The sequence below is a fragment of the Veillonella rodentium genome, assembly GCF_900187285.1.
Taxonomy (GTDB): Bacteria; Bacillota; Negativicutes; order Veillonellales; family Veillonellaceae; genus Veillonella; species Veillonella rodentium.
The window spans coordinates 840,241-854,600 of sequence record NZ_LT906470.1 but is presented as its reverse complement, the minus strand read 5'-3'; the positions used below and the strand labels follow the sequence as shown (position 1 = coordinate 854,600).

At 42.6% G+C, this 14,360-nt stretch carries 11 protein-coding genes; all 11 read right to left on the bottom strand.

Annotated elements, in window-relative coordinates; translation table 11 throughout:
• Positions 1-7: 7 nt before the first annotated feature.
• The 11 genes from CKV62_RS03800 to CKV62_RS03750 all read right to left on the bottom strand — a co-directional run bounded on the left by CKV62_RS03800 (position 8) and on the right by CKV62_RS03750 (position 14,342).
• Positions 8-505 carry a D-glycero-alpha-D-manno-heptose-1,7-bisphosphate 7-phosphatase gene (locus tag CKV62_RS03800; RefSeq protein ID WP_095065761.1) on the bottom strand — a complete coding sequence of 166 codons (498 nt, stop codon included), beginning with the start codon at positions 503-505 and terminating at the stop codon, positions 8-10.
• Entirely contained in the window at positions 505-1,470 is a 966-nt protein-coding gene (rfaD, locus tag CKV62_RS03795) for an ADP-glyceromanno-heptose 6-epimerase (RefSeq protein ID WP_095065760.1), read from the bottom strand. The genes CKV62_RS03800 and rfaD overlap by 1 nt, the downstream gene beginning before the upstream one ends.
• Positions 1,467-2,945: a D-glycero-beta-D-manno-heptose-7-phosphate kinase gene (gene rfaE1, locus CKV62_RS03790; protein ID WP_095065759.1), complete on the bottom strand. Its 1,479-nt coding sequence runs from the start codon at positions 2,943-2,945 to the stop codon at positions 1,467-1,469. The genes rfaD and rfaE1 overlap by 4 nt, the downstream gene beginning before the upstream one ends.
• A gap of 22 nt (positions 2,946-2,967) precedes the next feature.
• Positions 2,968-3,537, bottom strand: coding sequence for a D-sedoheptulose 7-phosphate isomerase (gene gmhA, locus CKV62_RS03785; RefSeq protein ID WP_095065758.1), 570 nt, complete (start codon positions 3,535-3,537; stop codon positions 2,968-2,970).
• On the bottom strand, positions 3,537-4,463 hold the full coding sequence (locus CKV62_RS03780; protein ID WP_095065757.1) for a dipeptidase: 927 nt from the start codon (positions 4,461-4,463) through the stop codon (positions 3,537-3,539). The genes gmhA and CKV62_RS03780 overlap by 1 nt, the downstream gene beginning before the upstream one ends.
• A gap of 65 nt (positions 4,464-4,528) precedes the next feature.
• A complete protein-coding gene (nrdR, locus tag CKV62_RS03775; protein ID WP_004692976.1) occupies positions 4,529-5,020 on the bottom strand; it encodes a transcriptional regulator NrdR in 492 nt (163 codons plus the stop codon).
• 190 nt (positions 5,021-5,210) lie between these two features.
• Complete coding sequence (locus CKV62_RS03770) at positions 5,211-8,657, bottom strand: pyruvate carboxylase (RefSeq protein WP_095065756.1); 3,447 nt, start codon at positions 8,655-8,657, stop codon at positions 5,211-5,213.
• Positions 8,658-8,847: 190 nt separating this feature from the next.
• Positions 8,848-10,209, bottom strand: coding sequence for a M18 family aminopeptidase (locus CKV62_RS03765; protein WP_095065755.1), 1,362 nt, complete (start codon positions 10,207-10,209; stop codon positions 8,848-8,850).
• A gap of 237 nt (positions 10,210-10,446) precedes the next feature.
• Positions 10,447-11,847, bottom strand: a complete 1,401-nt coding sequence (locus CKV62_RS03760) for an anion permease (RefSeq protein ID WP_095065754.1) — start codon at positions 11,845-11,847, stop codon at positions 10,447-10,449.
• A 240-nt stretch (positions 11,848-12,087) separates the two neighbouring features.
• On the bottom strand, positions 12,088-12,921 hold the full coding sequence (locus CKV62_RS03755; RefSeq protein ID WP_038114649.1) for an Mrp/NBP35 family ATP-binding protein: 834 nt from the start codon (positions 12,919-12,921) through the stop codon (positions 12,088-12,090).
• Between the two features lie 227 nt (positions 12,922-13,148).
• Entirely contained in the window at positions 13,149-14,342 is a 1,194-nt protein-coding gene (locus CKV62_RS03750) for an aminotransferase-like domain-containing protein (protein ID WP_095065753.1), read from the bottom strand.
• Positions 14,343-14,360 lie beyond the last annotated feature (18 nt).

Sequence of the window (14,360 nt, the reverse complement as noted above, 5' to 3'; positions counted from 1 at the left end):
ATACATGCTAAATAATCGTTTTTATAAAATTCAACAAGTTGGTGGTACCCGTAAATAAGTACCCTTTTATACCGGCCGCCTCGGCGGCCTCAATATCACGCTGACTATCTCCTATGAGAAAGCTTTCACCAACATTCACATCATAATCCTTAATGGCCTGATATATCATACCGGGTTTCGGTTTGCGACATTCACAATCAATAGCATAGCGAGACACCGTGCCCTCTACATGATGAGGACAATAATAGAAACGTAGAATCGGAGCCCCGCAGGCATCCAGTTCACGCCCCATGTAATCATGCAGAATCTGCACGTCATGTTCCTTATAATACCCCCGGGCCACGCCGCTCTGATTTGTCACCACAATGAGGTCATACCCTTTACTGTAGGCATACGCAAGCGCCTCTTTAGCACCATCGACCCATTGCAAATCGTCAATCTTGTAAAGATAGTTCACATCCTTATTGATGACCCCGTCCCGATCGAGAAATAGTACTTTTCGCATCAGCGTAAATATCCTTCATTATGTTCCAACAATTCACAATATTCTTTAACGGCATCTTCCATCTTTGTAAAGCCTTTATCATAACCGGCAGTCATCAATTTAGTCGTATCCGCTTCGGTAAAGCTTTGATATTTGCCCTTTAATACCTCAGGGAACGGAATGTATTCAATTTTACCCTTGCCATTGTAATCGATAACAGCCTGCATAAATTGATTAAAGCTATGTGCATTACCCGTGCCGCAGTTAAATATACCGGAGATTTCAGGATGTTCCCAGAAATAAAAATTTACATTGACTACGTCTTTTACGTAGATAAAATCTCGTGTCTGACCGCCATCTTCATAACCGTCCGTGCCTTCAAACAAATTGATTACACCGGTCTCCTGATTTTTATAGAACATTTGACGAACCAGCGATGCCATCTTATCTTTATGCGCTTCATTAGGACCGTATACATTAAAGTAGCGAAGTCCTACCACCTGTGTGGTGTATTCACCTTCAAATTTACGCACATAACGGTCAAACAAGAGCTTGGAATACGCATATGGATTAAGTGCTTCTTCCGCTTCGGGTTTCTCTACGAAACCGTTGGTACCATTACCGTAAGTAGACGCGGATGATGCATAAATAAATGGAATGCGACGATCCTGACAATAATGAAAAAGGTTTTTAGAGCCTTCATAATTGTTTTTCATCATATATTTGCCGTTATATTCCATCGTATCTGCACAAGCGCCTTCGTGGAATACGACGTCAATAGGCCCTACATCAAAAGATCCGTCAGCAATAGCATAATCAAAATCATCACAATCGATGTAATCTAAAAATTCCAAGTTTTGAATATTTCGAATTTTACGCCCATCTGTAAGGTCATCAACGATAATAATATCCGTACGACCACGCTCATTCAAGGCTTTCACAATATTACTGCCGATAAAACCGGCACCACCGGTTACGATAATCATAATTTACCCTCCTTAGCCATCTCGGCTATTTTTCCTACTATATCCGATGTGGAATAGCCTTCTTTGAATGAAAGCACCTCTACATCATCAACGGACTCGCGCCCTACGATATCTTCTTTTTTATAGTCTCCGCCCTTAACGAGTATATTAGGTCGCAAATAAGCCAATAGTTCAGCAGGCGTATCCTCTTCAAACAGTACAACGCCGTCCACACAGCCCAAAGCGCTGAGCAGTGCAGCACGATCATCCTCACTTACGATGGGACGTGTTTCGCCCTTCAAACGACGGACGGAACCGTCTGAATTAAGACCTATGATCAGATGGTCGCCGAGTTGAGCCGCCTCTTGCAAATACGTAATATGTCCGCGATGCAGAATGTCGAAACATCCGTTTGTAAATACCACGGTGTCCCCTTTTTGCTGCCACCGTTTCACGAGATTTAACATCTCCTCTTTCGTGTATAGAGGCTTATCCTGTGAACCCCGTTGCAAAGAATGCCACAGCTCTATCAACTCGGAGCGGTGGATCGGATAAGTTCCCACCTTCGCTACGACGATACCTGCCGCACCGTTCGCAATATGAAGCGCTAATCGCATCGATAATTTACCCGCAAGACAGGTGATAATCATCGACACCACCGTATCTCCGGCACCACTTACGTCAAATACTTCCTGCTGTGTCGCAGGATTATGCCATGTACGGCCATCCTTCGCGATAACGGTAATCCCTTTTGCGGAGCGAGTGGCTACAATATAATCTAAATCAACAGATTGCAGAATCTCCTTCGCCGCATTAGAGATAGATTCATCATCATTCACCAACGTACGACCCACGCATTCACCGAGTTCTTTCACATTCGGTGTAATGCACGTAGCCCCGTTATATTTAGACCAATCAGCCCCCTTAGGATCCACGATAGTCTGTACATTGTATTGTTTTGCCAACGCAAAGACCTTTTTTAACAAGCTCGGTGTACATACGCCCTTACCATAGTCGGAAATGACAATACCGTCGATACCCGATTTGCAAAGGTTTTCCAACCATATTACAAGTCGCATTTCCTCATCGGAGGTTAAATCGATAATTGTTTCAAAATCAAGGCGCATCATCTGTTGACGATCACCTAAAATACGCATCTTTGTAATAGTGGAGCGATTATCATCGATGATGAGTCCTGAAGTATCAATATGATCCGCCTCCAAGAGGGATTTCAATAGGCGGCCATGATCATCATTGCCCGATAAAGCCCCTAAGTATACATGACAGTCCAAGTTTGCCAAATTGGACGCCACATTACCGGCGCCACCGAGGACCTCTTTTATTTGAGAAACGCGATTTACCGGAACAGGAGCTTCCGGTGAAATACGACTCACATCGCCGAATACATATCGGTCCACCATCACATCACCGATGACGGCAATGTTAAGATTTGGCAATGTATTCATTAAAAATTGATTAATTGTGGTATTGATCATAGCTTAAATTCCTATCTACTCATCAATAGTCTTCTTCGATTAATTCACAGACGATATGACCTGCTAAAATATGCATTTCTTGAATGCGGGCCGTCACCTTGCTCGGAACGGCCAATGTAATATCACAAAGCTCCGCCATCTTGCCGCCGCCTTCGCCGGTAAATCCGATTGTATGCATACCGATGGAGCGTGCCATTTCAACAGCTTTCAGAACATTTTTGGAGTTTCCCGACGTAGAAATCCCGATGAGAACATCTCCGGAACGGCCAAGTCCCTCCACCTGACGAGCAAAGACAACATCGTAATCATAGTCATTGGCAATGGATGTCAAAATAGACGTATCCGTCGTAAGTGCAACAGCCGCCAAGGAACGGCGTTCCTTTTTAAACCGGCCGATCAATTCAGCCGCCAGATGCTGAGAATCGGCTGCAGATCCGCCATTGCCGCAAAACAATATTTTATTTCCATTTTCAAGAGCTGTCTTACAGCGAGTTCCTATGTCCTGGATAATCTCCATCTGTTCCATGGTCTTCCCAAAAACATCTAAATGCTCAGAAAATCGCTCTGCAATCATAGGATTTAAATCATTCATCATAAAAGCTCCTTTAACAGTCTGTCCGCATTTTTCCAAAATATCTTATCCCGTTGCTCCACGGTCAAACCGGCCATTCCAAACGCGTCATAGAGACGGCTCATCTGAGACGTATCCGCAATTTCCGTTTCCGGCGGAATACCGTCAAAGTCAGTGCCCAACGCCAGCACATCTTCACCGCCCTTATCGATAAGGTATAGTCCATGTTTAACAATATCCTCGATACGACTGACTGGGGACGTGCCCAGGAAATTCTGCGCAAAATTTAGCCCTATAACCCCTCCCTTATTAGCGATAAGCTTAATGAGGGTATCAGGCAGATTACGCGTATGGTTTCTCACTTCCCGCGCATTTGAATGAGATGCGACGAAGGGTACATCAAGAATATCACCTAACTGCTCCGTTCCAGCATCATTGAGATGTGAACAATCAACAATAATCCCCATATCCTGCATGGCTTCAACAAATTCAACACCCTTAGGTGTCAATTTTTTGGATTGATCCCCACAATGAGGTTCGCCCAATCCGTTCGGATAATTCCAGGTCAATGTGATAAGACGTATGCCGTCCTTATAGGCTTGTGAAAGTTTCTGTAAATCACCACCGAGAACACCGCCTTCCTCAATGGAAAGAAGAGCCCCGATTTTACCGGATTCATATACACCCTGTATATCCTGATAAGAGAGCACATGCTCTATGTGCTCTCCATAACGCTCAATTTGCGATATACATAAATCACGCATATCCTCATAGCGACCATAAGGATCATTTGTTTCATGTAAATCGATATAAAATGCAAAATCTTGCACCTTGCTGTGGGCCTTCTGTAATTTTTCTATATCTATTTTCCAACGGTTTCGATATAAATCACCGCTGTCAGGATGATCCAGCAGCTGCATCATCGTATCACAATGTAAATCTATCATGGGGCCTCACACATCGTATACATCATAATCTCAAAAATCATATATGATCAGTACTACGAAAATAATTATTCTTCAACGACAGGTTTACGTTTCGGCTTTTTGGCGTCTAGCTTTTTAAGGGCCTTTAACTCTTCCATAAAACTGTCAATATTATCAAATTTACGATATACACTGGCAAAGCGAACATAGGCAACTTGGTCGATATCCTTCAATTGTTGCAATACCAGTTCACCGATGCGATCCGTAGTTACCTCTTGATTGATTTCGTTGCGGATATCGCGTTCCACATCGTTAACAACCTGTTCCATCACGGACATCGGCACAGTTCGTTTATCACAGGAGCGCAATAAGCCGTTTAATAATTTACCGCGATCAAAGAGTTCGCGGCGTCCGTTTTTCTTTAATACCATAAGCGGCACTTCTTCTATAATTTCATATGTAGTAAAGCGACGGCCACAATTGATACATTCGCGGCGACGGCGAATACTATTACCTTCATCAGTCGTTCTCGAATCTGTCACCTTCGTGTCTGTGTGTTGGCAATAAGGACATCTCATCTGTTACTACTCCTTTTCTACTAAATATTAAGTGAAACAGGCATAATAAGCCCATTTTCTACACTATATATAGTACCATGAAAACCGCTAAAATACAAAGAATCCCTAGGATTTCCTAGGGATTTCTTCATTATTCCCACGATTTTCAAATTATCCAAACAGGGAATGAACTTTCATTAAGTTATAGACCTTATCGTTTTAAAGCATCCTCGATACGGAGCAAGCAGTCACCGGATTCAATACGGCTGCCTTCTCGAACGAGAACCTCTTCGACAATACCGTCGATTGGAGCCGTAATCGTCGTTTCCATCTTCATAGCTTCCGTTACGATTAACGGTTCACCCTTCGTTACGGACTGACCATTCTTAACGAGAATCTTGACAACAGATCCGGATAATGTGGCTCCGATTTCACCAGGGTTCGATTCATCCGCTTTACGACGAACAACACCGGTGGTTTTTGCATGTTTATCATGCACCTTAATGCTACGCGATTGACCGTTAAACTCAAACAGTACAATGCGATTGCCATCCTCATCAGGTTCGGAATAACCGTTCATTCTGATAATAAGGGTCTTACCCTTTTCAATGGTTACCTGAATTTCTTCGCCGCGCTTCATACCGAAGAAGAATGTCGGCGTATCAAGTACGGACACATCGCCGAAATCACTTACAAATTTATTGTAATCCTGATAAACCTTAGGATATAGGCAATATGCACTTACATCTTCATCAGTGGTTTGCGCACCCATATCGCTCAATTCATTGCGTACATGTTCAAAATCGGTCGGAGGCAATACGGCACCCGGGCGAACGGTTATAGGGCGTGCTCCTTTCAAGATGATCTTCTGTAACTTTTCAGGGAATCCCTGGTACGGTGTGCCGAGGCGACCTTCAAAGAATTCCACTACGGATTGAGGGAAATCAAGAAGCTCTCCTTTTTCGAAGATATCCTTTTCCGTCAAGTTGTTTTGTACCATATACAATGTCATATCCCCTACAACCTTGGAAGACGGCGTTACTTTAATGATATCTCCGAACATCATATTGACCTGATGGTACATTTTCTTGATATCCGTCCAACGGTCGCCAAGACCTACCATCTTTGCCTGTTGCTGCAAGTTGGAGTATTGTCCGCCCGGCATTTCATGTTGATATACCTCTGTATTAGGATATGCTTCGGCTTTATCGACACCTCTATAGTAAGGTCGAATACTGCCGAAGTAATGGGACATTTCCTCCATGTAATCGATATTCATTTCAGGCTGACGTTCATGACCTGCCAACGCATAGTACATGGAATTCATGCTCGGCTGACTTGTACCGTTAGCAAACGCGGAGTACGCCAAATCGATAACGTCCACACCGGCATCTACTGCTCGGCCATATGTATAAATGGAGTTGCCGGAGCCTTCATGTGTATGCAAATGAATAGGAACAGATACCGCATCTTTTAAGGCGGATACCAAATTATAAGACGCCTGCGGTTTCAAGAGCCCCGCCATATCTTTGATGGCGATAATATTCGCCCCTGCTTTTTCAAGTTCTTTCGCCATGTTCACATAATAGTCCAAATTGTATTTTGTACGTTTTCCGTCCAAAATATCGCCCGTATAGCATAGAGCCACTTCGGCTATTTTATTCTGAGCACGAACTTCATCGATAGCTACATGCATATTATCCAAGCTGTTCAAGCTGTCAAATACGCGGAATACATCGATACCGTTTACAGCGGCACGTTGAATAAACTGACGTACCACATTATCCGGATATGAAGTATAACCTACCGCATTAGCACCGCGAAGCAACATTTGCAACAATGTATTCGGTACTTCGCGACGGAACATACGCAACCGTTCCCATGGATCTTCATGCAAGAAACGATAGGATACATCAAAGGTAGCACCGCCCCAACATTCAAGAGAAAATAAGTTAGGAACACCTTTTGCAGCATGGCCGGCTACACGTGCCATATCGATGGTGCGTAGGCGAGTCGCAAATAAGGATTGATGGGCATCACGCCATGTAGTATCCGTAAAGAATACTTGTTTTTGTTCGCTCAACCATTTGGAGAATTTATCCGGACCTAATTTATCGAAAGTCTGTTTTGTTCCAGCCGCAGGGCTTATATCCAACGCAGATGGCATCTGAATCGGATCAAAGTCAGGAACTTCCTGATGACCGGCACCGGAATAGCCGTTAATCGTCACATCCGCAATGTAACGCAATAATTTTGTACCGCGGTCACGATCCGGTTTCAATTCAAACAATTCAGGATGTTCTTCAATGAAGTTTACATTGTATTGCCCACTTTGGAATTCGGGATTTTCCAATACATTGATCAAGAAATGAATATTAGTTTTTACGCCCCGAATACGGAATTCCTTTAAACAGCGCAACATTTTGCGAATTGTTTCGTCATTATTAGGACCGAATGCGGTCGCTTTCACAAGCAAGGAATCATAATACGGTGTTACGACAGCACCCGTGAAAGCATTTCCCGAGTCAAGGCGGATACCGAAACCGCCGGAACTACGGTATGCAAGGATTTTACCCGTATCGGGCATGAAGTTATTTTTCGGATTTTCAGTGGTAATACGACATTGAATAGCCGTTCCTTTACAAGGAATTTTATCCTGTTCAGGGATTCCCACCTCAGGACTATGTAAGCTGTAGCCTTCAGCAATGCGGATCTGAGAATGTACAATATCAATATCCGTAACCATTTCCGTTACAGTATGTTCCACCTGAATACGAGGGTTAACTTCGATGAAGTAGAAACTGCCGTCCGCTGTTACCAAAAACTCAACTGTACCAGCATTGACGTAGTGAACATTCTTCATGATCTTAACGGCTGCATCACATACAGCTTTGCGCGTTTCCAACGGTAACGCAAAGGCAGGCGCCATTTCAACGACCTTTTGATGACGGCGTTGCACGGAGCAGTCACGTTCATGGAGATGAACCACATTACCGTGTTCATCACCCAGAATTTGTACTTCAATGTGTTTAGGTTCTACGATGAGTTTTTCCACATATACATCGTCATCACCGAAAGCGGCTTTCGCTTCAGACTTAGCGCGATCATACGCATCGAGAAGATCTTCCTTACGATGAACTTCACGCATACCGCGGCCGCCGCCGCCGTTGACGGCTTTAATCATCAACGGGAAGCCATGAGTATCGGCAAATTCTTCCAATTGAGCAAAATCTTTAAGCGCTCCATCAGACCCCGGAATCATAGGGATTTCAGCCAATTTCGCCTGTTCACGAGCATTAACCTTATCACCGAACATATGAAGATGTTCAATTTTAGGTCCGATAAAGATAATCCCTTCTTCTTCGCATCGACGGGCGAAACCTTCATTTTCGGATAAGAATCCATAGCCCGGATGAATGGCGTCGATGTCATGTTCTTTTGCAATACGGATGATATCTTCAATATCAAGATATGCATCAACAGGTTTCTTACCTTCCCCTACGAGGTAGGCTTCATCAGCTTGATTACGATGCAAGGACAAGGTATCCTCTTTAGAGTAAATGGCTACTGTTTTAATACCCATTTCGTTACATGCGCGAAATACGCGAATTGCAATTTCACCACGGTTGGCAACCAAAACGGATTTGATTTTTTTCATGTATTGCCTCCTACCAGCTTCGACGGATGTGAACCTTCAGCTTTCAATTTTATTAATATATAAATACTAATCGGATATACATTTAGTTATAAGCATATATAGATATGACTCATCAAAAATAACGATATCCTTGTATTCATACTGATATACACTTATTATACAATATTTTCACCATAATAAAAGATAGTATTTATTCATCTCCGAGGAAATAATTCATTAAATGATTCAGTTGATTTTGGTCAGCGGATCCCATTGTTTCTCGCGCGGAATGCATTGCCAAAATCGGCAAGCCGATATCCATGGTGCGCATCGGTAACATAGCGGAAGAAATCGATCCCACCGTAGAACCGCCCGGAACATCGGACCGATTTACGTAAATCTGATACTGTACATCTGCCTCCTCACAAAGCCCCTTAACAATGGCAATCGCCTTCGCATCGCCCGCATAGGATTGACTGGATGCCATTTTAAGCGCTAGGCCTTGATTGAGTACAGGTATATTCGTAATATCATTTTTCTCCGGATAATTCGGATGTAATCCATGCGCTACATCGGCTGAAATCATAAAACCTTTTGCTAAATCTTCATCCATATCCTGCCCAGTAAAGCCTAATACATCATAAATACGTTTTACCAGATTCGGTAATAACATACCGGCTCCGCCTTGTTTAGTCCGGCTTCCCACCTCTTCATTGTCAAATAAAATAGCACAACGAATGCCGTCGACTTTATTTTTATGCGCCTCAATAATTCCCGACAATACACCGAAGCAGGATGTCAGATTATCTAATCGCGGTGAGCTGATAAAATCACCGTCTATCCCTAATGTACAGCCTTGCTCGACAGGATATAACGTCATTTCATAGGATAAAATTTCCGATGGATCACAATCGACCTCATCCGCAAGAAAGTGCATCCATTCATCATAACATTCAATAGTTTTATCATCCTTATCAGAAGTTGACAGGGCTTTAACATGACTATCCGCGTTGTGAGTTCCGTTATCGGCACCACTTTTCTCCATCATGAGAATCGGCAACATATCTTTCTGACGGTTCAGCTTTACCCCGTCATTAACGGTGCGATTCATATGAATCGCCAAGTTCGGAATGATGGCGATGGGTCTCTTTGTATCCACCAATACGGAATCCACATCAAATGCGGATTCGCCTTTAAGCACAACAGTCCCGGCAGCTCCCAAAGGTCTGTCGAGCCATGTATTTTCGATGAGGCCGCCGTACATTTCCACGTTTAATTTTTTATAACCTTTCACGGATACAACGGGATTCGGTTTTACACGAATCGCGGGAAAATCCGTATGTGCCGATGCAACCCGCAATGTCTGACGAGGGTGCTTGCCGATATGAAAGGCAAATAATGTCGTGCCGAATACATTCACCACATAAGAACCGGGATGCAATTTCCATGTATTCTCCAATGAAAGTTCGGTAAATCCCGAGTCCAACAACATTTGTAAACTCGTATCTACCGTATGATACGGTGACGTACATGCACCAATATATTTCAATAATTGTTGATTATCAAACTTCATATGTACCTCCTATGCAAAAGCATACATGTAATCATACAATCATAATGAATACTTTCACTATTCATATAATCTATAATAGTATTACAGATTAATCACATATGATTACTGCTCTTATTTTATCACAAAAAGCCGTCCCCAACGGGACGGCTTCATGTATACATAGATCGTTTACATCAATAAAATTGGACTGTAATTATACCATGTAAATCTTGATTTATAATAACAATTTATACGAGCTTACCACATACCGATCAGTTTCATCCATGCGGAACCAATGCCTATAAAGATAATCAAGTTGATTACAGACGTGAAGAAACCGAGTTTCCACCATGTATTTTGAGGAACATAACCGGTATTGAAGATTACCGGAGACGGACCTGCCGCATAGTGAGTCAAAGACATACAGAGATTAGATGTGAAAGCGATCATCAACAATGTCAACATCGGCGGTGCACCTGCGGAAATTGCAATCGCAGAAAAGGCTACGAACATTGCGGAAATATGCGCCGTTAGCGATGCAAATACATAATGTGCATATGTATTGACAACCACGGCTACAATAAATGCAATAACCCAGGAACCTTCCGGAATATAACCGCCAACTAGTACGGTAGCCCATTTGATAAAGCCCAGCTTGGAAAGGAATCCGGCGAAAGCCATCAAGGTACCCATCCATACCAATGTATCCCAGGCACCTTTTTCACTTTTAACATCATCCCAAATCAGCACCCCCGTAGCTAATAAAATAGAGATACCAATAAATGCTACAACAGTTGCATGAAGTTGTGTAAACTGAGATGTAGCCCACAATACAAGCGCTAAAATAAATACACCAAGCATGACCCACTCCTGGAAGCTCATAGAACCCAATGCTTTTAATTCTTGACGAATCATTTGTTGTGCTTCACGGGCATCTTTAATTTCAGGTGGATATGCTTTATATATAAAATATGGCATAATTAACAATGCAATTAACCCCGGAACAATAGCGGCCATAGCCCAGTCCCCCCAAGTGATACCGATACCAAAGGATTGTAAGGCTAATGCAGCGACCAGTGTATTACCGGCCATTGAAGTTTGGAACATGGCAGATGTAATGGTATTAACCTGATAAATAGATTGCATCAAGAAAGATCCAATCTTACGTGCGCCATTTTGCGGTTCAGAACCGAATGCTTTTGCCAAACTCGTTGTAATCGGCATGATAACACCGCCTACACGTGCCGTATTAGATGGTGTTGCCGGCGCCAATATCAAATCAGATAAAGCCAATGCATAAGCCAAACGCAAGCTTGAGCTGCCAAAAGCCGAGATTAAATTATACGCAATACGCTTCCCTAAACCTGTTTTAATAAAACCACGAGAGAATAAGAATGCTCCAACAATTAACCAAATTGATGTATCAGAAAAGCCGGATAAGCCTTCACTGATCTTTAATGTTCCCGTCAATGCAGCAACTGTGATAACGATAATAGACACGCCACCGATCGGCAACGGCTGCGTAATAAAGCCTGCGATAGTAGCGACAAAGATGGCGAATAAATGCCAGGACTGTGGGGTTAACCCTTCCGGTGTAGGCACAAACCATAGCCCTACACCTAAGATGATTGGAATTAACCAATTAATAAGTTTCTTCATTTACATACCTCCTACTTAGGGACTTCAAAAAGCCTAACAATCCATTATTAAAGTTTCAGGATATTATAGTAACAGCCATACCATATCGTCTATAGCTTTCATTATATTATCTTTAGTATAAATCCATAATATATAAAATAGAAATATAAATTTATTTGCGTATCATAAATAAAATCTATTATAAAAAAAGAAAGCTGCACACACACCGATTGCATGTACAGCTCACATGTAGAATATAACCTATTGCGGTAAGGATACATCCTCCAAATTTGTCTTTTCAATGGATTCAATATCGCCTTGATCACAAAGGTTGGCAATGGTAGGATCAATCGGCAAACGACCCAATAAAAGTAAGCCGTACTTCTGAAGAATTTCTTCAATATGGCTTTTACCAAAAATCTCATAATCCTTGCCGTTATCAGGGCAATGGAAATAAGAGTAGTTTTCTACTACACCGATGATCGGCACTTGCATGAGATCAGCCATTTTTACGGCCTTTTCAACAATCATGGATACCAAATCCTGAGGAGACGTAACGATGATAATACCATCCAACTTCAAGGATTGATAAACGGTAATCGCCACATCACCTGTGCCCGGAGGCATATCAACAAATAAATAATCGATATCCTTCCAAATAACATCACTATAGAATTGTTTAACCACATTACCTAAAATCGGACCACGCCATAAAACAGGATCCGTATCGTTTTCCAGGAGGAGATTTACGGACATAACATCGATACCGCCCTTGGACTTCACAGGATACATACCGATTTCATCGGCATATGCTTTTTCCTTGATACCAAAAATTTTAGGAATGGACGGACCTGTAATATCCGCATCTAGAATACCGACTTTATATCCTTTACGAGCCATCGTAATGGCCATCAAACTCGTAACCGAGGACTTGCCTACGCCGCCTTTACCGGAAACAACACCGATAACATGCTTAACGGAACTCAATTCATGTAATGGAGCCGTAAGATCTTGCGGTTGTTGTGGCGCGCCACCACCGCAGGAGGATTGAGATGGGCATCCGCCGCAATCGCTGCCACTGCTACTGCAACCCATAGTAAACACCTACTTTCTTTAAAGGACTTGCCTTTATAATCTATATAAAAGTTTAATTTTTACACTGTAAATACAACGTATCTACAGTAACATTAGTAACATTGTATCATGTTATATCAAAATTTATCAATATATAGATATACCATAATGATTACAATATAAGCAATCCGGTTTTACATTCCATATAATATAAAATCTATGGAGTAACTATTGGACAAATTCAAATCTTATTCGCCACAAAATTCTTTCGTTAAGGCGCCTAAAATCTCCATCCCTTTTGTGATTTCCTCAACAGTCGGCACCGTATAGCTCAAGCGGAATGCATGACCCTCACCGGCTCCGTCCGCCGCGAAGGCTCCGCATTTAATTATGCCCACATTCTTATCCATGCAGGCTTCAAAGAATGCATCACAGTCGACGGATTCCGGCATCGTCATCCATGCGAACATACCGCCTGTGGGCTTTGTAAGATGAACTTTAGAGCTTGCATATGTATCGAAAGCGTTAAGCAATGCATCGCACTTCATTTTATATACCTTGCGTACATTATCGAGGTGTGCATCATAATCAATGGTATCTAAAACGTATGCCACTACCTTCTGTGTCACTAACGGCATCTGCCCGGCCGTATTATTTTTAAGGGCCTGAATCACCTCGATAATCTTCGCCGGCCCGAACAAGAAACCTACCCGAAGACCTGCCGATAACGTCTTGGAATAAGAACCTGCATAAAGGACACGGTCCTCCGTATCAAAAGACTTAAACGTCGGAATATATTCACCGGCAAAGCGAATTTCACCGTAAGGATCATCTTCATAAATAAATAAATCATATTTTGAGGCAACGGCGTAAATCTCTTTCCGTCGCTCCAGTGGCATCGTAATCCCTGTAGGATTTTGAAAATTAGGAATGAGATAGATATATTTCCCCTTTCCCGATTGAGCAGCCTTTTCCAGCTCAGCCGGAATCATCCCGTATTCATCTGTTTTAATACCAACAGCCTTACCGCCCATATTACGCACCGAATTAATTGCACTGGTAAAGGTGAACTCATCCATGTACACTTCGTCACCCGTTTCAATAACGGTAATAGGCACAAGTCCTAACAGTTGTCCCGCTCCATTAGAAATGATGAGACCTTGGCCTTCCGGATTCATATGATGCGCTTTAACCAAGCGCTGTAAAGTCAATTCAGCAAGTCTGGCATCCCCTTGCATCGGTCCGTATTGCAACAGACTCATAGGGTTTGAATGTACCACTTCATCAAAAGCTTTTTCAATAATTTCAACGGGAATCGCCTCGGGAGCGGGATTACCGATACCGAAACTGATAAAACCATCTACGCCTACACCACGTTCAAAAACTTCACGAATAAAATTAGGACCTTTCAAGGTCACCCGTTCAGGAAGAGAAAAGCTCATAAAATCGCCTCTTTCACA